The organism is Planctomyces sp. SH-PL62 (assembly GCF_001610895.1).
GTDB lineage: Bacteria > Planctomycetota > Planctomycetia > Isosphaerales > Isosphaeraceae > Paludisphaera.
Map to the genome: position 1 here is coordinate 4,881,961 of NZ_CP011273.1, position 19,814 is coordinate 4,901,774.

15 protein-coding genes are annotated in these 19,814 nt (G+C 68.7%); 10 read left to right on the top strand and 5 right to left on the bottom strand.

Annotated features, from left to right (window positions below; genetic code table 11):
* Positions 1–3 precede the first annotated feature (3 nt).
* A complete protein-coding gene (locus VT85_RS18810) occupies positions 4–1,119 on the top strand; it encodes a glycoside hydrolase family 18 protein (RefSeq protein WP_068418806.1) in 1,116 nt (371 codons plus the stop codon).
* A gap of 24 nt (positions 1,120–1,143) precedes the next feature.
* Here the strand turns inward: VT85_RS18810 and VT85_RS27795 are convergent, their stop codons facing one another.
* Positions 1,144–2,247: an ABC transporter ATP-binding protein gene (locus VT85_RS27795; protein ID WP_068418809.1), complete on the bottom strand. Its 1,104-nt coding sequence runs from the start codon at positions 2,245–2,247 to the stop codon at positions 1,144–1,146.
* A 135-nt stretch (positions 2,248–2,382) separates the two neighbouring features.
* Between VT85_RS27795 and VT85_RS18820 the strand changes: the two genes are divergently transcribed.
* The 3 genes from VT85_RS18820 to VT85_RS18830 are packed head-to-tail and all read left to right on the top strand — an operon-like array spanning position 2,383 to position 6,891.
* Positions 2,383–4,689: a DUF1549 and DUF1553 domain-containing protein gene (locus tag VT85_RS18820; protein ID WP_068418812.1), complete on the top strand. Its 2,307-nt coding sequence runs from the start codon at positions 2,383–2,385 to the stop codon at positions 4,687–4,689.
* 52 nt (positions 4,690–4,741) lie between these two features.
* Entirely contained in the window at positions 4,742–5,419 is a 678-nt protein-coding gene (locus VT85_RS18825) for a Uma2 family endonuclease (RefSeq protein ID WP_068418815.1), read from the top strand.
* Between the two features lie 11 nt (positions 5,420–5,430).
* Positions 5,431–6,891, top strand: a complete 1,461-nt coding sequence (locus VT85_RS18830; protein ID WP_082858724.1) for a DUF1501 domain-containing protein — start codon at positions 5,431–5,433, stop codon at positions 6,889–6,891.
* Between the two features lie 34 nt (positions 6,892–6,925).
* Here VT85_RS18830 and VT85_RS18835 read toward each other — a convergent pair whose 3' ends face one another.
* Together VT85_RS18835 and VT85_RS18840 are read right to left on the bottom strand one after the other, a co-directional pair.
* Positions 6,926–7,942, bottom strand: coding sequence for an aldo/keto reductase (locus tag VT85_RS18835; RefSeq protein ID WP_068422300.1), 1,017 nt, complete (start codon positions 7,940–7,942; stop codon positions 6,926–6,928).
* Positions 7,943–8,118: 176 nt separating this feature from the next.
* Entirely contained in the window at positions 8,119–11,205 is a 3,087-nt protein-coding gene (locus VT85_RS18840) for a PVC-type heme-binding CxxCH protein (protein WP_197490873.1), read from the bottom strand.
* A 241-nt stretch (positions 11,206–11,446) separates the two neighbouring features.
* Between VT85_RS18840 and lysS the strand changes: the two genes are divergently transcribed.
* From lysS to VT85_RS18870, 6 genes are all read left to right on the top strand, one after another.
* Positions 11,447–12,979, top strand: coding sequence for a lysine--tRNA ligase (lysS, locus tag VT85_RS18845; protein ID WP_068418819.1), 1,533 nt, complete (start codon positions 11,447–11,449; stop codon positions 12,977–12,979).
* 93 nt (positions 12,980–13,072) lie between these two features.
* Complete coding sequence (locus VT85_RS18850; protein ID WP_068418822.1) at positions 13,073–14,491, top strand: ABC transporter permease; 1,419 nt, start codon at positions 13,073–13,075, stop codon at positions 14,489–14,491.
* A gap of 74 nt (positions 14,492–14,565) precedes the next feature.
* The gene (locus tag VT85_RS18855) at positions 14,566–15,276 is read left to right on the top strand and encodes an ABC transporter ATP-binding protein (RefSeq protein WP_068418825.1); all 711 of its coding nucleotides are present in this window, start codon (positions 14,566–14,568) and stop codon (positions 15,274–15,276) included.
* 63 nt (positions 15,277–15,339) lie between these two features.
* On the top strand, positions 15,340–16,206 hold the full coding sequence (gene ilvE, locus VT85_RS18860) for a branched-chain-amino-acid transaminase (protein ID WP_068418828.1): 867 nt from the start codon (positions 15,340–15,342) through the stop codon (positions 16,204–16,206).
* Between the two features lie 27 nt (positions 16,207–16,233).
* Complete coding sequence (locus VT85_RS18865; protein WP_068418831.1) at positions 16,234–16,695, top strand: universal stress protein; 462 nt, start codon at positions 16,234–16,236, stop codon at positions 16,693–16,695.
* 1 nt (position 16,696) lies between these two features.
* Entirely contained in the window at positions 16,697–17,236 is a 540-nt protein-coding gene (locus VT85_RS18870; protein ID WP_068418834.1) for an NUDIX hydrolase, read from the top strand.
* Here the strand turns inward: VT85_RS18870 and VT85_RS18875 are convergent.
* A complete protein-coding gene (locus tag VT85_RS18875) occupies positions 17,233–18,654 on the bottom strand; it encodes an arylsulfatase (protein WP_068418838.1) in 1,422 nt (473 codons plus the stop codon). The two genes, VT85_RS18870 and VT85_RS18875, sit on opposite strands and share 4 nt — an antisense overlap.
* Positions 18,655–18,841: 187 nt before the next feature.
* A complete protein-coding gene (locus tag VT85_RS18880; RefSeq protein ID WP_068418841.1) occupies positions 18,842–19,813 on the bottom strand; it encodes a hypothetical protein in 972 nt (323 codons plus the stop codon).
* Between the last annotated feature and the right edge of the window lies 1 nt (position 19,814).

Below are 19,814 nucleotides of genomic sequence, written 5' to 3' on the forward strand. Positions count from 1 at the left end.
CCGATGTCCCGATTCTCCCGCTTCTCGATCACGGCCGCAGTCCTCGCCTCCCTGACCCTCTTCCTCTCACCGACGTCGCGAGGCGAGGAGCCGAAAAGGGAGAAGGTCTTCGTCGGCTATCTCTTCGGCCCGCCGAAGGATCTGAACTACGCCCTCTACACCCACATTTGCCACGCCTTCGTGACGGCCGGGGGGGATGGCCGGCTCAACCCGAATCGGAGCGTCCCCAGCCGCGCGGTCACGACCGAAGCCCACGCGGCCGGCGTGAAAGTCCTCGTCTCCCTGGGGGGATGGGGCTGGGACGACCAGTTCCGCGAGATCGTCGCCGATCCCAAAGCGGAGGCCCGGTACGTGGAGGCCGTCGTCAAGCTGGTCGACGAGTTCGATTACGACGGCATCGACCTGGACTGGGAATATCCCGACGCCGACAACGAGGTCCCGGGCTTCGAACGCCTCACCCGGACCTTCCGCAAGCGGCTCGACGCGATCGGAAAGGCCAAGGGCCGGGAGATGCTGGTCACGATGGCGGCCTCGTCCAACTTCGGGACGCTCAGCCGACTGGATCCGGCCTTCCTCGTCGAGACGATGGACTGGATCAACGTGATGACCTACGACTTCGCCGGCGCGTGGAGCCCGAGGGCTGGCCACAACGCCCCCCTGTTCGCCTCGTCCCAGGACGGGCCGAACGGCGGGTCGACCGCCCGCGCCATGCTCGACTTCCTGGAGAAGCGAGGCGTACCGGCCGACCGGCTCGCCGTCGGCCTGCCGCTGTACGGCCGCGGCTTCCACGTCCCGAAACCCTATACGTCGATCCAGGGAAGCTCCGAGAAGCCATTCGACGTGAACTACAAGGACGCCGTGAAGCGGCTGGCCGAGGGCTGGAAGCGGACCTGGGACGACGAGACCAAGGTTCCCTGGCTGACCTCGCCCGACGGCAAGAAGGTCATCGGCTTCGACGACGCGGAGTCGATCCGCCTCAAGACCGACTGGGCCATGTCCAGGGGCTTCCGCGGGGTCTTCTTCTGGCAGGTGGACGGCGATCGGCTCCCCGACGGCTCGAACCCGCTCCAGCAAGCCGCGCATCAGGCGTGGGAGGCGGGACGAGCCGCCCCGAAATGACGCGACGAGAGGCGGCGGAGGATCTCAGGCGGGAAACCAGACGACCCGTCCGGGATCGACGCCGACCGTCACGGCCTCGCCTTCGCGAAAATCCGCCCCCCCCGGAAGGCGCGCGAGGACGACGGCCCCGGCCAGATCCAGCATAATCACCAGGGCGTCCCCCTGGTCCTCAAGGCGTCGGATCGTCGCGGCGGCTTCCCAGGTCCCCCCCGAAGTCGACGACGAGGGGACGCCCGGGCTGATCGCGACATGCTCGGGCCGGAAGCCCATCAAAACCCGGCGACGCTCCCCGCTCGTCATCCCCAGCGGGGGGATCGTCACGGTCGACCTGATGCTGTGCCTGGGATCCAGGATCACCTCCAGGCTCCCGTCGTCGCCGAGGCCGACCTCGCAGGGGATCAGGTTCATCGGCGGATTGCCGACGAACCGGGCGACGAACGGCGTTTCCGGTCGGTCGTGGATCTCGCGAGGACTCCCCACCTGGACGATCCGGCCGCGCTCGATGAGGGCGACCCGACGTCCCAGCGACAGCGCCTCCGACTGGTCGTGGGTGACGTGGATCAACGTCGGCCGGAGCCGATCGTGGAGGTCGACGAGGTCGCGCCGCAGCGTCGTGCGGAGCGGTAAATCCAGGCTGGAGAACGGCTCGTCGAGCAGCAGCACCGCGGGGCGAGGCGCGAGGGCCCGGCCGATGGCCGCCCGCTGGCGCTCCCCGCCGGAGAGTTCATCCGGAGAGCGGGCGAGCAGGCCGTCCAGCCTGAGCAACGCCGCGATCTCGGCGACGCGCCGGCGACGCTCGCCGCGGGGGACGCCCCGCGACCGGAGGCCGAACTCCAGGTTCCCGGCAACGTCCAGGTGAGGATAGAGCGTGGGATTCTGGAAGACCATCCCGACGTCGCGACGGTGCGGCGGGACCTCGTCCATCCTCCGGCCGTCGAACCAGACGCTCCCCGAGGTGGGCCGATCCAGCCCCGCGACCAACCGCAGAATCGTCGTCTTCCCCGACCCCGAAGGACCGAGGATCGCCCACCGCTCGCCGTCCGGGATCGCCAGGTCCACCCCGTCCAGCGCGGCCGGGCCTCCGGCCACGAACCGGCGGGAGACCCCTCGAAGCTCGATCGACGCCATGAATAACCCGCCCCCCGTCGGCCCGGACCGCTCGGCGTCAAACAATTGTTGCTTGCCGGTTCGGCGGCCGTTCCGCACAATACCATCGTGTCGAGCGAAAGTCCGCGCCTGCATCGATCGGGAGGATGGAGCGTCATGCGTTCGCCTAGCCTCGGCCCCCGCGTCGCGACCCCGCGAAAGCGACTCGCCGCGCATGCGACGGCCTGGATCACCCTCGTCGCCGCCTGCGTGACCGCGATGGGGGACGATCCCGAGGGCGAAGCGGGCGCTCCCGCCCCGCTCGCGAAGCTGGAGAAATTCTCGGCCGATCAGCGCGACCACTGGGCCTACCTGCCCCTGGAGCCCAGCGAGCCCCCCGAGGTCGAGGAATCGGGGTGGATCCGCAACCCGATCGACCGCTTCATCCTGGCCGACCTGGAGCTGGCCGAACTCCCCCACTCGCCGGAGGCCGACCGCGCCGAGCTGCTCCGCCGCGTCACGTTCGACCTGACCGGGCTCCCGCCGACCCCGGACGAGGCCGCCGCCTTCCTGGCCGACGACCGGGACGACGCCTACGAACGGGTCGTCGACCGGCTGCTGGACAGCCCCCGCTTCGGCGAGCGATGGGGCCAGCACTGGCTCGACCTGGCCCACTTCGCCGACTCCAACGGCTTCGAACTCGACGCCGAACGCCCCGACGCCTGGCGCTATCGCGACTGGGTCATCGACGCCCTCAACGCCGACATGCCGTACGATCGGTTCGTCGCCCTCCAGATCGCCGGCGACGAGATCGCCAGGGGGGACCGCGACGCCCTGATCGCCACCGGCTTCTGCCGATCCGGCCCCCGCGAGGTCGTCGGCGGCAACATCATCCCCGAGGTCCGGCGCCAGAACGAGCTGACCGAGATCACCGCGACCGTCGGCTCCGTCTTCCTCGGCCTCACGATCGGCTGCGCCCGCTGCCACGACCACAAGTTCGACGCCATCCCCACCACCGATTACTACCGCCTCCAGGCGTTTTTCGCCGCCAGCGAGCTGACGGAGCCCTCCCTCGCCGAACCGGCCGAGGTCGAGGCCTTCGAGGCCGCGAAAAAGGCGATCGACGCGAAGACCGCGCCCCTCAAGCAGGAGATGGCGACGCTCGAGGCTCCGTATCGCGAGGCGATCGCCGCCGAGCGGCGGGCCATGCTTTCCGCCGAGGAAAACGCCCTCCTGGCGATTCCCGAGAAGGAGCGGACGCCCGAGCAGGTCCGCATCGCCAACGGCCTGGCGAACTCGATCCGGGTCACCTGGGAAGACGTCGCCCACGCCGTCTCGAAGAACCCGGAAGATTTCGCGCGCCGCGAGTCGCTCAAGCTGCGGATCCACGAGATCGCCCGCACCCTCCCCCGCCCTCCCGCACACGCGATGGCCTTGACCGATGGATCGGCGACCCCGCCCGACTCGTTCGTCCACCGTCGGGGCGACCCGCTGAGCAAGGGCCCGCGCGTCGAGCCCCGGCCCCCGGGCGTGATCCTGGTTTCGCAGCGTCCCGACGCCTTCACCGAGGGGTCAATCCAGGGCGACGAGACGTCGAGCGGCCGTCGCGCCGCGCTCGCGCGCTGGCTGTCCGATTCGGGGAACCCCCTGGTCGCCCGGGTGATCGTCAACCGGCTGTGGCAGAATCACTTCGTCCGAGGCCTGGTCATGACCCCCAGCGACTTCGGCGTCCGGGGCGAACCCCCTTCGCACCCCGAGCTGCTCGACTGGCTGGCCGCCCGACTCATCGACGACGGCTGGCGGCTCAAGCCGATGCACCGGCTGATGGTCACGTCGGCCGTGTACCGCCAGTCGAGCCGGCCGATCCCGAAGCTGACGGAGCTGGACGAGGAGAACTCGCTGCTCGGCCGGATGAACCGCCGCCGGCTCGACGCCGAGGGCCTGCGCGACGCCCTGCTGGCCGTCTCTGGGGAGCTGAACCTCAAATCGGGAGGTCCGGGCGTGCTGGCCCCGCTAGAGAAGGAGGTGAAGGACCTGATCTTCACCGAGGCCGAGGAGGTCGACCTCTGGCCCGTCGACCCCGACCCGACCGAGCATCACCGCCGCTCGATCTACCTGTTCAAGAAACGGAACGTCCGCTACCCGCTGCTGGAGTCGTTCGACGCGCCCGACAACCAGACGTCCTGCCCCCGACGCGAGACGAGCACCCATGCGCTCCAGGCCCTGAATCTGCTCAACGGCGATATGGCCCTCGACCGCGCCCACGCGCTGGCCGAACGCCTCCACCGAGAGGCCCCCGGCTCCCCGGCCGACCGGATCCGACGCGCCTACACCGTGGTCCTCAACCGCGCCCCTTCGGACGACGAACTGACGCACGCGACGACGTTCCTGGACGGCCAGCGCTCCACCTACGGCGAGGCCGCCGCCTGGGACGACTTCGCCCTGGCCCTCATCAACAGCAACGAATTCCTGTATATTCCGTAGGGGCCCCGCCGCGATCGTCCGCAGGGATTCGAAGGCCGAGGGGAAAGTCGCCATGTCCGTCGAAACGGAAATCGGGATCGAGCCCGAGACGATGCAGGACCTGATCGACCGGCTGGGCGGCGTGGCCCCGGCCCGCATCCTGATGAAGCCCCCCCCCGGCTCCGCGACCGAGGCGGACGCGATCGCCGTCAACGAGAAGAAACGCGTCCTCTGCGAGCTGGTCGACGGCGTCCTGGTGGAGAAGGGGATGGGGCACGTCGAGTCGATCATCGCCGGGGCGATCCACGCCATGATCCGCGCGTTCGTCCGGAGTCGGAAGCTCGGCGTCACCACGGTCGCCGACGGCCCGTATCGGGTCGCCCCCGGAGTGGTCCTTGTCCCGGACGTGGCCTTCGTGAGCTGGGGCCGGTATCCAGGCGGCCGGGTGGGGAGAGAGGCGATCGCGGATGTCAGCCCCGACCTGGCGGTCGAGGTGCTGAGCGCCAGCAATACGCCGGCCGAGATGAGTCGGAAGCGGCGGTTGTATTTCGATTCGGGGACGCAATCGGTCTGGATGGTGGACCCCGTGGAGCGAACGATCGTGATCCACGAGCGCGAGGCCGCCCAGCCCCGGACCTACCGCGAGACGGACGTGATCGAGCTCCGTGACATCCTTCCCGGGTTCCGCCTGTCGCTCGCCGAATTGTTCGGCGAGCTCGACGAAACTCGAGACGCCCCGGCGATCTCTTGAGGCCCTCATTCATGTTTCCTCATGCGAACACCTGTCCCGGCCCCGGCGTCACGGCCCCGGAGATCGACCCGCTCAACCGCCGCCAGTGGCTGAAGCGGACGGGGAACGGCTTCGGCCTGCTGGCGTTGGCGTCGCTGCTAGAGCGGTCGGCGAAGGCCGACGGCTCGACGAACCCGCTGGCGGCGAAGGCCGGGCACCATCCGGCCAGGGCCAAGCGGTGCATCTTCCTGTTCATGACCGGCGGCCCCAGCCAGATGGACCTGTTCGACCCCAAGCCGATGCTGGCCAAGCTCGACGGCCAGCCGCTCCCCCCCAGCTTCGGCAAGATCCACAGCCAGTTCCTGGAGAGCGACCCGCTCTGCCTGGCGTCGAAGCGGAAATGGGGACGCTACGGCGAGTCCGGCATGGACATGTCCGACCTCGTGCCCCACCTGCACAAGCACGCCGACGACATCGCCCTGATCCGCTCGTGCGTGGCCGACAGCGTGATCCACGCCCCGGCCATGTACCAGATGATGACCGGGCGGGTGTTGACGGGGTATCCCAGCCTCGGGAGCTGGGTGACGTACGGCCTGGGCTCCGAGAGCGACGACCTGCCGTCGTACGTCGTGATGACCCAGCCCGAGGGGACGCCCGAAGGGGGCGCGCCCTGCTGGGGCGCCGGCTTCCTCCCCGCCCACCATCAGGGGACCCTCCTCCGCGGCGGCCCCGCGCCGATCGTCAATCTCAAGCCCACCCGCGGCTTCGATCCGTCGCGCCAGCGTCGCGTCCTGGACCTGCTCCGGGACATGAACGAGCGCGGGCTGGACCCGGCCGACACCGAGCTTTCCGCCCGGATCGCCTCGTACGAGCTGGCGTACCGGATGCAAAGCGCCGCGCCCGAGGCGGTGGACCTCGCGACCGAATCGGCCCGGACCAAGGCGATGTACGGCCTCGACGACGAGCGAACCGCAGAGTTCGGCGGCCGCTGCCTGCTCGCCCGCCGGCTCGTCGAGCGCGGCGTGCGGTTCGTCCAGCTCTACTCCGGCGGCGGCCCCGTCGCCATGCAGTGGGACGCGCACGACGACATCGACGCCAACCATGAGAAGATGTGCGGCCTGACCGACCAGCCCGTCGCCGCCCTCCTGACCGACCTCAAGGAGCGCGGGCTGCTCGACGAGACCCTGGTGGTCTGGGGGGGCGAGTTCGGCCGGACCCCGGTCCGCCAGGGGGGCGGGCGGGGCCGCGACCACAACTCCACCGGCTTCACCATGTGGATGGCCGGCGGCGGCGTGAAGGGGGGGACGATCCTCGGCGAGACCGACGAGATCGGCCTGAACCAGATCGCCGACCGCGCGCACGTCAACGACATCCACGCGACGATCCTCCACCTGATGGGGATCGATCACCTGAAGTTGACGCACCTGCACAGCGGCCGGGACGAACGCCTCACCGACGTCGCCGGTCGGGTCCTCACGCCGTTGCTGGCCTGAGGCCCGGCCGACTTCGGCTCGGTCGATCGATCGATCAGCCCACCTGCTGCTGTTTCTGGTGGACCGGGCCGTCGTAATTCTTCGTCGTCTTGAACCCCTCGTACCGGCCGTCGCTGGCGGCGGCCTTGTACTTGTCCTCAAGCGCGGCTAGTTCGTCGCGGGCCATCGCCTTGAGGTTCCGGACGATCTTGAGATTCTGCTCGAGGATCTCCTCCGAATCCATACCCGAGACGAGGGCCGAGATGGGCAGCGAGAGGACGTAGCGGAGCGCCTGCTCGACGGGGACCTTGACGTTGCTCACGATCCCGCCGTTGCCGCCCAGGCTCTTCATCGCGATCGCGCCGATCCCGCGCTCGACGAGGACCGGCAGCACCTGCTTCTGGAAGCTGCGGAACGTGCCGTCGAGGACGTTGAGCGGCATCTGGACCGTGGCCCAGTCGTAGGGCTTGGCCAGCATCTTGAGGTGCACCTCGGGGTTGCGGTGGCCGGTGAAGCCGATGTGCCGGACCTTCCCCTGCTCCTTGGCCTTGAGCGCCACCTCGATCGCCCCTTCGGCGGCGAAGACCCGATCCGGGTCCTTGTCGTAATTGATCTCGTGGAACTGCCAGAGGTCCAGGTGGTCGGTGCGGAGCCGCCGGAGGCTGTCGTCCAGGTTGGACTGGGCTTCCTTGGCGGTGCGACCGCAGACCTTGGTCATCAGGAAGACCTTGTCGCGGAGCTTGCCCTCTTCAAGGGCCTTCCCCATGCGTTCCTCGCCGCCGCCGTCGTGGTAGTCCCAGGCGTTGTCGAGGAAGGTGATCCCCTCGTCGACCGCCCGCTGGATCAGGCGGAGGGAATCCTTCTCCTCCCTGGCCCGGGTGCAATGGTGGCCGCCGAGCGCCAGCAGCGAGACCTTCTCGCCGGTCTTGCCGAGCGGACGCAGGGGGACGCCCTGCTCGTTGGCTTCCTCGGAGGCGACGAGCGACGCGCCCAGCGACATCGCGGCGAAGCCGGCGGCTCCCACCTGGAGCACCTCGCGTCGATTGGGATGGAGGTTGTTCGAGGGATTCATTGCGATTTCTCCTGGTAAGGCCCAAGGGCTTCGCGCGGCGAGCGTGCGAGTTCCCCTCTCGACGCCCGCAAATCGCGGACCGCAGCCGCGTCCGGCCCGTCGTTCGTCGACGCGATTGTACGCGATCGCCGCGCCGCTCGCCCGGCTCCAGATCCAGCCGGTACGTCGTCCCTCGCTCAAGGTCCCGGTTCCGGCGTGGGCGTCGGCTCCGGCTTCTGTTCGGTCCGGCCCAACAGATACGAAAACAGGTCGTAGAACTCGGATTCGGGGATCTGCCGGGCGAGGTCGGCGGGCATGGGGGAGAGCTGGACCACCTTTCGCTCCTCGACCTCCTCCAGGGGGATTCGGACCTCGCGGCCCTGATCGTCGGCGAGGACCAAGACCTGGCCTTCCTCGCGGAGCAGCAGGCCGCTGACGACGCGGCCGTCGCCGAGGGCCAGGATGGTGGTGCGGAACATCTGGTCGACGTTCCGATTGGGATCGAGGACGTCTTCGAGCAGCCGGTCGAGCCCGCGGACCCCGACGCCGTCGAGCTGCGGGCCGACGCGGGCCCCCTTGCCTTCCATCTGGTGGCAGACGCCGCAACGGACTTCGAACGCCTTGGCGCCGGCGGTCGGCTCATGAGTCGCGTTCTGGAACCCTTCGCGGCGCTGGTCCAGGAAGGCGCGAAGCTGCTCGTCGGCGGGCGGGAGCCCGGCCAGCAGGGTGGCGATCCGATCGGCCACGTCCGGGATCTCGGCGTTTTCCAGGCCGATCACGATCGGACGCTGCTGGAGGAGGCGGGCCGACGCCTTGCCCGCGGCGACGGCGGCCAGGAACGCCTCGGCCCCGTCCTTGCGGCGGACGAGCGCCGCGGCGGCCGTGTACTGGAGCGCCTCGGGAGCGATCGCCAGCGACGCCAGGACCGCCTCCCGCGCCTCGGGCTTCTCGATGTTCGCGAGCGCGACGGCCGCCGCCTCGCGGAGCGGGAGCGACAGCCGGCCGTCGTCGAGCGCCCCCTTCAGGCGGGCCAAACCGGCCGGCATGTCGAGCGCGGCGATCACCGCGAGGGCCTCGGCGCGGCGGCTCTCCGGGAGATCCTCGCGGCCGAAGACGGCTTCCAGGCCGGGGATGGCCTCCTGAAGCTGGAACCCCTTCACGGCCTCGATCCCCGCGTTCACATCGTCGCCGTTCTTGGAGCCGAGGAACGCCGAGACGAGATCCAGGGCCGCCTGGCGAACCTCGGCGGGCGTCCCGGTCCCCCGCTCCTGCATTCCCTGCTGGATCATCTTGAGGAGGTCGAGGCGACGCCGGGGGTCCGGGTCGCCGGAGGCCACCAGCTCGGAGAGCGCGGGGGCGAGGTCCGCGGCGCCGTAGCGGGCCACGTGGTGGATATAGCGGGCGACGTTCTCCGGGCTCTCGGGGAAGTTCTGGATGTGGGTCAGGAGGAACGCCGCCGGCGCGGCGGCCGGCACGGCGACCGCGACGTCAGCCAGGTCGGCACGGTCCTTGTCGTTGAGCGGCAAGGCGGCGATCCGGGACCAGATCGAATCGTCCTTCAACTGGTCCCGAAGCGCCATCCGCGCGACGTGGACCAGGTGGGTGTCCTCGGCGGTCGTCGACTGCCGCAATCGCAGCAACGGCCGCACGAAGGCGATCTCGGGATGCGCCCCCAGGACCTCGGCCGCGGCCCGGCGGACGTGGGGGTCGGGGTGCTCGATCGAGGCCATGGCGAAGGCGCGGGTCGCCGGTGCGAGCGTCGGGCGGTCGACGAGGATGCGCAGGCCGTGGACGCGGACGGCCGGCTCGGCGGGCGTCCGGGCGACCCGCAGCAACGTCTCGTCGTCGAGCTTGCCGAGCCGTTCGAGCACCCAGAGGGCGTGCACGAGCTGGGGGGTCGGCCTCGAATCATGGCTCAGGATCTCGCGGAGCCGGGCGACGGCTTCTTCGCCCCCCCGTTCCACGAGCTGATTGGCCGCGGCGGTGCGGACGGGGAGCGTCGGGCTGGCCAGGTCGGCCGTCAGGGCCTCGACGCCGGCCGTCGTGCGGTCGACGGCCTCGGGGGAAGGCGCCGGGCGGCCGTCGAACCCCTTGTAGACGATCCGCCAGATCCGCCCGCTGGTGCGGTCGCGGCCGGGGTGGGTCAGCGGGACCTCGTAGTGGCCGATGATCCGGTTGTAGAAGTCCGCGACGTAGATCGCGCCGTCGGGTCCCAGCTCCAGGTCCACCGGGCGGAACCAGTTGTCCTCGCTCCAGAGGAAGTCCGGCTGCTCGATCCCCCTGGGGCTCGATCCGTCCCATTCGAGCTTGTCGTGGTTGATCCGGTTGGTGACCACGTTGCCGATGAAGACGGTCTTCCGATACTCCTCGGGATACTGGTTCGCCTGATAGCTGACGATGCCCGAGATCGCCGTGGAGCCGTGGTCGTGCGTGACCATCTCGGGGGCGTAGTTCAGGCCGTCGTCGGGCTTGCCGAAGCTGGGGTAGTAGCCCCCCCGGATCAGCTGGTAGAGGGGCTTGCTGTGGCAGTCGCACGAATAGAGATATCCCATCTCGTCGAAGGCCAGCCCGAACGGGTTGACCTGGCCGTGCGAGACGTACTCGGCGTGGGAGCCGTCGGGCCGCATCCGGTAGGTGTTGCCGGAGTTCATCTTGATCGCCTGCTTATCCTGTCCCGCGACCTCGGAATCGTTCGAGAAGCCGTGGCAGGCGTAGATCCAGCCGTCATATCCCCAGGTGAAGTTGTTGGTCATCCCGTGGGTGTCGCGATTGCCGAAGATCCCGTACAGCGGCTCCTTGACGTCGGCCTTGCCGTCCCCGTCGGAGTCCTTGAGCAGCCAGATGTTCGGGATGCTGTGGACCAGCGCCTCCTTCGCGGAGGGCCGGGGGAGGAGCCCGATCGGGATGTTCAGGCCGTCCGCGAAGGTCTCGATCTTCCGCGCCCGGCCGTCGGGCCCGAAGTCGGACAGGATCTTCACCGTGTCGCGAGGCTTCGCGCCCTCGGCCGCGGCGTACGGGTATTCGATGGTGTCCGTGATCCAGAGCCGTCCGCGATCGTCGAACGCCAGGTTCAGGGGCTTCTGGATGTCGGGATCGGCCGCGACGAGCTGGACCTCGAAGCCTGGCGGAACGTGCAGGGCCTTGCGTTCCTCTTCCGGCGACCGGGGATCGAACGTCGAGACGTTCTCGACCGGCGCGGGCTCCTGGCCGAAGAGCGGGACCAACGCAGCGAGGAAAACCATCGACGGCCCCGCGAGCGCGGGCACGAGACGCGGAAAAGGCATGAAGACGCTCCGTCGCGGGAGAGGGATCAACGAGGACGGCCGAGCGGATATCTTACCTAGCTTGACGCAACCTCGCCGAAAATCAAGGGGCGCGGACGGATCGGAACGGGAGGACGACGAAGCCCCCGCAACGCGGCGCATTCGTTTGGAGCGCCGGTTGCCGTTGACCCGTTCGTCCTATTCACTACAATTTGCCTCAAGTTTCCCGAAGTCGAAAAAAATGAAGGATTAAGGCGGCGAGATGTCCGACGAGTCGCGAGACGGCCTGGAAGCGGTGCGGGCTGAGAAGCTGAAGAAGATCGCCGAGCTGGGGATCGATCCCTGGGGCCAGCGGTTCGACGATCACCGGGCCATCGCCGCCGTGCGCGCGATCGATTATCCCAAGCCGGCCGAGGGGGAGGTCGCCGAGCCCGGCCCGGCCGTCCGGATCGCCGGCCGGATCATGCTCCGTCGCGGGCAGGGGAAGGTCGTCTTCCTCGAGGTCCGCGACTGGACCGAGCGGATCCAGGTCTTCGTCGGCAAGAAGCAGGTGGGCGACCTCGCCTGGAGCCTGGTCGACCTGCTGGACCTGGGCGACCTCATCGGCGTCGACGGGACCCTGGGCTACACGAAGACGGGCGAGCTGACCGTCTTCGCGACAGCCCTGACGTTCCTGGGCAAGAGCCTGACGCCCCCTCCCGAGAAGTGGCACGGGCTGACCGACCTGGAGATGCGGTATCGCCGCCGCTACGTCGACCTGTTCGCCAATCCCGAGTCGCTCCAGACCTTCCTGGGCCGTTCGACGATCGTCCGAACGTTCCGCAAGGTGATGGAGGAGCGCGGGTTCGTCGAGGTCGAGACGCCGACGATGCAGTCGATCGCCGGCGGCGCCGCGGCCCGCCCGTTCGTCACCCACCACAACACGCTCGACATCGAGCTTTTCCTGCGGATCGCCCCGGAGCTGTACCTCAAGCGGCTGCTGGTCGGCGGCATGGAGCGGGTCTTCGAGATCGGCCGGGTCTACCGCAACGAGGGGATCAGCCCCAAGCACAACCCCGAATTCACCATGCTGGAGGCCTACCAGGCCTACGGCGACTATCACTCGATGATGGACCTGACCGAGGCCCTCATCTGCGCCTCGATCCAGGCCCTAGGCGGCGGGCATGTGCGCCCCTGGGGCGAGAAGACGGTCGACTTCACCCCCCCCTGGCCTCGCCGGGCGTACCTGGACCTCCTCCGCGAACACGCGGGCGTCGAGCCCGACGACTACGAGGCCGTCAAGGCCCGCGCCGAGGCGGCCGGGATCGCGACCAAGGGGCGCGACCGCGACGTCGTGATCAGCGACCTGTTCGAGGCCACCGTCGAGGACGCCCTCGCCGGCCCGATCTTCGTGATCGACTACCCGGCGGCCATCTGCCCGCTGACCAAGCGGAAGGCGTCCGACCCCAGGCTCGCCGAGCGGTTCGAGCTGTACATCGACGGCATCGAGCTGGCCAACGCCTACACCGAGCTGAACGACCCGTATCTGCAGGAGCAGCTCTTCCGGGGCCAGCTCGCCGGCCAGGCCGAGGAAGACTCGATGGCCAAGATGGACGAGGACTTCGTCATGGCCCTCAAGAACGCGATGCCCCCCGCCGGCGGCCTGGGGATCGGCATCGACCGCCTCTGCATGCTCCTGCTGAACAAGTCGAGCATCCGCGACGTCGTCCTGTTCCCGCTGATGCGCCCACTGTCGGCCCGAGCCGCCGCGGCGGGCGAGCCGGCGGCGGCCGAGGACGACGAGTCCGAAATCTGATCTGATCCGACCGTCCGCGATTCGAACGTCGACGAAGGCGGGCGGCGGTCGCCGCCTTGGTCCGAAGGCTGGTTCCAGGGAAGGAGTGGCCTCGTGTACAAGTACCTGCTCTGCTGGCGGTATCTCCGCACCCGCTACATCGCGCTGGCGAGCATCATCAGCGTCACGCTCGGCGTGGCGACGATGATCGTCGTCAATTCGGTCATGGCCGGGTTCGCCGACAAGATGCGCGACCGCCTCCACGGCGTGCTCGCCGACATCATCGTCGAATCCGGCTCGTTCGAGGGCTTCTTCAACTACGAGGAAGTCATGGCCCGGATCAAGGACGTCGGCGGCGACGACGTCCTCGCCATGGCCCCGACCATGGAGACGCCGGGGATCATGCGCTTCAAGATCGGCGCGGATTCCCGGACCCATCCGGTCCAGATCATCGGCGTCCATCCCATGGATCGGGCCAGGACCGGGGACTTCGCCGAGCACCTGTTCGACCAGGAAGGGAAACAGATCCCGCCGTCGTTCGAGGTCTCCGAAGAACTGAAGGCTCGATCGCCCGCCGGCCAGCGGCTCCGCGAGCTCCAGCAAGAGGAGCCCGACCCCTTCATGGACGCGACCCGCCAGTACCTGGAGAAGCAGCAGGACGAGCAGGTCCCCACCCATGGCGCGATCGTCGGCTACGCGATCGCGACCTACCACATGGGGCAAGGCAAGGAAGACATCTACCTGGCCGGCATGGGGTCCAAGATCTCGCTCGCCTTCCCCAAGCACGGCAAGGTCCCGGAGCCGGGGTTCGACGCTTTCACAGTGGTCGGCTATTTCAAGAGCGGGATGAGCGAGTACGACTCGACCCACGTCTACGTCCCCCTCGAGCAGCTCCAGCGGGCGCGCAACCTGATCCGGGAGGACGGCAAGGGGGCCGTCAACCAGATCCAGATCAAGATCCGCGAGGGGGCCGACCTGGACGGGCTGGCCGACCGGCTCCAGCTCGGGCTGGAGCGGCTCGCGCCGATGCAGTTCCGGGTCTGGACCTGGGAGCAGAAGCAGGGTCCGCTGCTGGCGGCGGTGGCGATCGAGCAGAGCATCCTCAACATCCTGCTCTTCTTCATCATCGCGGTGGCGGGCTTCGGCATCCTGGCGATCTTCTCCATGATCGTCGTCGAGAAGACCCGGGACATCGGGATCATGAAGGCCCTGGGGGCGTCCACCTCGGGCGTCCGCAACATCTTCCTGGGCTACGGCCTGCTGCTGGGGATCGTGGGGAGCGGCGTGGGGATGGTCGGCGGACTCCTGTTCGTCCACTACATCAACGAGATCGAGAAGGTGCTGAGCGTCATCCTCAAGCACAAGGTCTTCGACGACTCGATCTACTACTTCGACCGCATCCCGACCCTCGTCGAGACCCACACGGTCGTCGCCATCGTCATCGGGGCGCTCGTGATCGCCGTGGGGGCGAGCATCTGGCCCGCCCGACGCGCCGCCAGGATGCACCCGGTCAAGGCCCTTCGATTCGAATGACCCTCCCGGCGCCCCCGCGCCGGCCGCGTCGCTTTCCAATCCTCCGACCCGGACCCACACGGAAGACCAGGACGATGACGACTCATATCGCGGCCTTCGGCCTGCATAAGAGCTACCGGAAGGGGAAGATCGAGGTCCCCGTCCTCCACGGCGTCGACATGGAGGCGGCCCGCGGCGAGCTGGTCGCCGTGATCGGGGCGAGCGGCTCGGGCAAGAGCACCATGCTCCACCTGCTCGGGCTGCTCGACCAGCCCGACGCGGGGGAGGTCCTGCTCGACGGCCGCCGGATCGACGACCGCCCCGACCGCGAGCGCGACCTGCTCCGCAACCAGACCTTCGGCTTCATCTTCCAGTTCTACCACCTCCTGCCGGAGCTGACCGCGCTGGAGAACGTGATGATGCCGCACCTGATCCGGTCCGGCCTCTTCGCCTACATCAAGCAGCGCAAGACGATCCGCCGCGACGCCGAGGAGATGCTCGAACGCGTCGGCCTGAGCCACCGCCTGACCCACCACCCGTCCGAGCTTTCCGGCGGCGAGATGCAGCGCGCCGCCATCGCCCGGGCCCTGGTCGGCCGGCCCGAAGTCCTCCTGGCCGACGAGCCCACGGGGAACCTCGACGCCGCCACCGGACAGGGGGTCCTGGAGCTGCTCCGCGACTTGAATAAGGAACGGAGCCTGACTATGATGTTGGTCACGCATGATCAACAGATCGCCAACCAGGCCGACCGGGTCGTTCGGCTTGCGGAAGGGCGAATCGAGGAATGGGTCCCCGCGCTGGTCTGAGTCCAACCGATAACGGGTGCGTGATGTCGCGGCCCAAACGCGGCGCGGGAGCGGGAAGGCCGTATGAGCCCCAAAGTTTACATCGCCGGCAAGCTCTACGACAAAGCTGACGCCAAAATCAGCGTCTTCGATCACGGCCTGCTCTATGGGGACGGAGTTTTCGAAGGGATTCGTTCCTATTCAGGCCGGGTCTTCCGCCTGGAGGAACACGTCGATCGGCTGTTCGCGTCGGCCGTCGCGATCCACCTGCAGATCCCGATGTCGCGGCGGGAGATGGCCGCCGCGATCGTCGACACCCTCGCCGCCAACAAGCTCACCGACGCCTATATCCGCGTCGTCGTCACTCGGGGCTCGGGAAGCCTGGGCCTCGACCCTCGCAAGACGACCGACCCGCAGGTCATCATCATCACCGACCTCATCAGCCTCTATCCCGAGGAGTTGTATGAGCACGGCCTGAAGATCGTCACCGCCGCGACGATCCGGAGCCACCCGAACACGGTCAACCCGCGGGTCAAGTCGCTCAACTACCTGAACAACATCCTCGCCAAGATGGAGGGGGCGTTGGCCGGCTGCCTCGAAGCCCTGATGCTCAACCACAAGGGCGAGGTCGCCGAGTGCACCGGCGACAACATCTTCGTCGTCCACAAGGGGGAGCTCCACACCCCGTCGATCGACTCGGGCATCCTCGCGGGGATCACCCGCGCGGCCGTCATGGACCTGGCGCGCGAGGCGGGGTACAAGGTCGTCGAGCGGACCATGGACCGCTATGACGTCTACACCGCCGACGAGTGCTTCCTGACCGGCTCCGCGGCCGAGGTCATCCCGGTCGTCGAATGCGACGGCAGGCCCCTCGGCGAAGGCAAGCCCGGTCCCATCACCCGCGACCTTCGCCAGCGGTTCGGCCGGCTCGTCCACGAAGGCCCCGCCTGATCGACCCGCGTCCGCTAGGACCCTGCCATGATCAGCTTCGCGAGAATCCTGGCGCCCTCGGACTTCAGCTCGCACTCCGAGGACGCGCTCCGCTACGCCTGCGGGCTGGCGGAGCGCTTCCAGGCGGAGTTGCACGTCATCCACGTCCTCTCCGAGATGGTGCCGGCCGGTCCCGATCCGCTGCTGATGCCCGTCATGCCCGCCCAGTACTACGAGGACGATGAGAAACGCGCCACGGAAGCCCTCGCGACGGTGATCAAGCCCGAGTGGGGGACGCCCAAAAGCGTGACCACCGCCATCCGCTGGGGCGTGGCGGCCGAGGCGATCGTGGACCACGCGGCCGAAATCAAGGCCGACCTGATCGTCATCGCCACCCACGGCCGGACCGGCCTGAGCCACGTCCTGCTCGGCTCCGTGGCCGAGCGGATCGTCCGCGAAGCCCCCTGCCCCGTCCTAACCGTACGGACGGCCCCGTCGGGGGCCTCCTGACGTGCCCGAACCGCTCCCCCCGCGGCGGGTGATCTACCGAGGGACCAAGCTGGACCTCGCGATGCAGCCCGTCCGCCTGGCGGACGGCGGCCTCGCCGAGCGTGAGGTCGTCATCCATCGAGGAGCCGTCGCGCTCGTGCCGATGGTCGACCCCGACCACGTCTGCCTCATCGCCAACTTTCGCCACGCCATCGGCGAAACGCTCCTGGAAATCCCCGCCGGGACGATCGACGAGGGCGAGACGCCCGAGCGGACCGCGCCTCGCGAACTCGCCGAGGAGACCGGCTTCCGCGCCGGGAAGGTGACGTTCCTCCGCGAGTGGCACGTGAGCCCCGGCATCCTGACCGAGCGGATGTTCCTGTATCTCTGCGAGGACCTCACCCCCGGCCCCACCGATCACCAACCCGATGAACGCCTGGAGAACCGGATCGTCCCCTGGGACGAGGCCGTCGCCATGGTGCACGACGGCCGGATCAGCGACGCCAAGACGATGCTCGCCATCCTCCTCTGCGACGCGAGACGCCAGGGGGGCGAAGACTAGGACTTCGGGCCGCCTCCGAACTGCTCCCAGTACCATTCGTGGTAGGGATTCATCTTGGGACCGACGGCGTCCTCGTTCACCAGGCCGGGGTGGATCGAGGCCCACCACGTCTCGTACTCGGCCCGGAGCCGCTCGACGACCTCGGGATGGTCGGCGATCACGTTCGACTTCTGGCCAGGGTCGGACTGGAGGTCGTAAAGCTCGGCGTCGTTCACCAGGGCGAAGCGATCGTCGCGGATCGAGACGCCTCGGAACTTGAACGCCGCCACCTCGCCGCGCCCCCATCGCCCGACGTGGGTCACCAGCGTCCGTCGGGGCCAGTCGACCGGCCGGTCCCGGAAGAAGGGGACGAGGCTCCGCCCCTCGACTTGGCCGCGGACCTCCTCGCCCGGCTCGACGCCCAGGATCTCGACGAGCGTCGGGAAGACGTCGACGTGCGCGGTCAGCCCCGACACGTCCCGCCCCCCCTGCACGCCCGCGGGCCATCGCCAGAACGAGGGGACGCGCGTCCCTCCCTCGTAGGGCTCGACCTTCCGCCCTCGCATGCCGGAGTTGAAGATGGGGACGCCCAGCGTCCCGCCGTTGTCGGTCAGGAAGATGACGAGCGTGTCGCGCTCGATGCCCCAGTCCCGGAGGGCCGAGGTCAGCTTCCCGAAGTTGTCGTCGATGTTCTCGATCATCCCGTAGAACCGGGCGACGTCCTCGGAGACCTCGTCCGCGTGCCGCTTCGCATAGTCCTCGGGGCACTGGAGCGGCACGTGCGCGGCGTTCGGCGTGATGAAGGCGAAGAACGGGGCGGCGGCTCTCCGACGGGCGTCCATCCACGCCAAAGCCCGGTCGAAGAATACGTCGGTGCAATACCCCTTGGTCTTCTCGAAGACGCCGTTGCGACGGATCGCCGGATCGAAATACGTGTTGCCCGGCGCGTCGCCGCAACTCCCCGGATACGACTGGCCTATGCCCCCGCCGCCGTGGACGAATGTCTCGTCGAACCCGCGACGCTCGGGCTGGTACTCGGCCTCGTCGCCGAGGTGCCACTTGCCGAAGATGCCCGTCGCGTAGCCGTTCGCCTTGAGCACCTGGGCGAACGTCGTCGCCCTCAGATCCAGACGCTCGCGTTCGTTGATCGTATGAGTCACCCCGGACTTGAACTCGTGCCGCCCCGTCAGCAAGGCGGCGCGGGTCGGCGCGCAGGTCGGACTCACGTGGAAGCCGGTGAACCGCAGACTCTCGCGGGCGAAGGCGTCGACGTTCGGCGTGCGAACGATCGGGCTGCCGTTGATGGAGAAATCCCCATGGCCGATATCGTCCGGCATGACGACGACCACGTTGGGCCGGGCCGGATCGACCCCTGCGGAAGCCGTGGGGAGCGTCAGGCCGAGGCCCATGAGAAAGGCGAACGTCGAGCGACCCCGCATGGAACGTCTCCCCAGACGACGGCGACCCCGCCGGACGCGACGGATGAGGATGCGACCATATCCCTCGCCGGGGCCCCGCTCAAGACCCCTGTCTCGGCTGGCGGCGAGCGGCGCCTTCGAAAGCCAGCGACGCGGCCGAGGGGCCGCGTCGCGTGGAGTCTCCAGGGATTCGTTCGGGCTTCGGGGTTCAGCGTCCCTGAGAGATGCCGAACGGATGGTCGCGGGGAAGGATGACGGAGTCGCGCTCGTGGACCCCGGGCTCCACCTTGCGGGCGTTGTTGAGATAGACGTCGATGTCGTCGGGGCCGACGTGGCGGGTCGGCAGCCAGCGGACGGCGCCGTCGCTGTAGAGGACGTTCTGGCCGGCGCCGAAGTGGTTGGGGCTGTTGCGGCCGACGTCGCCCAGGTGGGCGGCGTTGGGGGGCTGATCGGCCACGATCGGGATCATCGAGGCGGGGCGGGCCGATACGGGACCGAGCCGTCCCGAGGCGTGGCGATAGCCCGGATTGTAGCCGTAGTCCCAGCACACCATCTTCTGGAACTGGGCGGGGTCCTGCTTGCTCAGCGCGTCGGCCTGTTCGAAGGATTCCATCCGGCGGGCGTGCTGCAAGTCGCAACGGCCGTTGTAGGGGCAGTCGAGGAGCGAGACGTCGCGGAGGAAACCCCCATCCTGCAAGAGGGCCGCGAAGAGGCCGCTCTGGGCGTCGCCGCGGTCGTCCGGGGGCGAGGGATACGCCTGATGGGTCGAGACGTACTGCCCCAGGCTGTTGCCGAGCTGCTGGAGGTTGAAGACGCAGCCCGCCTGATTCATCCGCTCTCGGGAGCGCTGCACGGCCGGCATCAACGTGAGGACGCCGGCGACGAAGATGCTGGCGGCGACGGCGAAGTCCGCCCAGCGGAACGGGACCCGCATCGGGGCGTAGTCGAGGATCGAGGGTGCGGCGGCCCGATTCTGGGCGACGAAGGAGACGGTTCGGCTCGCAAGGCCGGGGGGCGGGGCGACGTCATGGCCGTCGTCGAGGAGGCCGTCGATGGCGTGTCGGGCCCGCTGGATCCTGGCCGCGACTTCCGGATCCGCCCGACAGACTTCCTCGACGGCTCGTCGCCGCGGGTCGTCGAGCTGGCCGAGAGCGAAATCAAGCAGTTCGTCGGCGTTCATG

What these genes read in the sequence shown, in the direction of transcription:
- VT85_RS18810 (WP_068418806.1), top strand. Translation starts at nt 4, where the DNA reads ATGTCCCGATTCTCCCGCTTCTCGATCACGGCCGCAGTCCTCGCCTCC.
- VT85_RS18855 (WP_068418825.1), top strand. Translation starts at nt 14,566, where the DNA reads ATGACGACTCATATCGCGGCCTTCGGCCTGCATAAGAGCTACCGGAAG.
- VT85_RS18840 (WP_197490873.1), bottom strand. Translation starts at nt 11,205, where the DNA reads ATGCCTTTTCCGCGTCTCGTGCCCGCGCTCGCGGGGCCGTCGATGGTT.
- VT85_RS18875 (WP_068418838.1), bottom strand. Translation starts at nt 18,654, where the DNA reads ATGCGGGGTCGCTCGACGTTCGCCTTTCTCATGGGCCTCGGCCTGACG.
- VT85_RS18865 (WP_068418831.1), top strand. Translation starts at nt 16,234, where the DNA reads ATGATCAGCTTCGCGAGAATCCTGGCGCCCTCGGACTTCAGCTCGCAC.
- VT85_RS27795 (WP_068418809.1), bottom strand. Translation starts at nt 2,247, where the DNA reads ATGGCGTCGATCGAGCTTCGAGGGGTCTCCCGCCGGTTCGTGGCCGGA.
- VT85_RS18820 (WP_068418812.1), top strand. Translation starts at nt 2,383, where the DNA reads ATGCGTTCGCCTAGCCTCGGCCCCCGCGTCGCGACCCCGCGAAAGCGA.
- lysS (WP_068418819.1), top strand. Translation starts at nt 11,447, where the DNA reads ATGTCCGACGAGTCGCGAGACGGCCTGGAAGCGGTGCGGGCTGAGAAG.
- ilvE (WP_068418828.1), top strand. Translation starts at nt 15,340, where the DNA reads ATGAGCCCCAAAGTTTACATCGCCGGCAAGCTCTACGACAAAGCTGAC.
- VT85_RS18880 (WP_068418841.1), bottom strand. Translation starts at nt 19,813, where the DNA reads ATGAACGCCGACGAACTGCTTGATTTCGCTCTCGGCCAGCTCGACGAC.
- VT85_RS18835 (WP_068422300.1), bottom strand. Translation starts at nt 7,942, where the DNA reads ATGAATCCCTCGAACAACCTCCATCCCAATCGACGCGAGGTGCTCCAG.
- VT85_RS18830 (WP_082858724.1), top strand. Translation starts at nt 5,431, where the DNA reads ATGTTTCCTCATGCGAACACCTGTCCCGGCCCCGGCGTCACGGCCCCG.
- VT85_RS18825 (WP_068418815.1), top strand. Translation starts at nt 4,742, where the DNA reads ATGTCCGTCGAAACGGAAATCGGGATCGAGCCCGAGACGATGCAGGAC.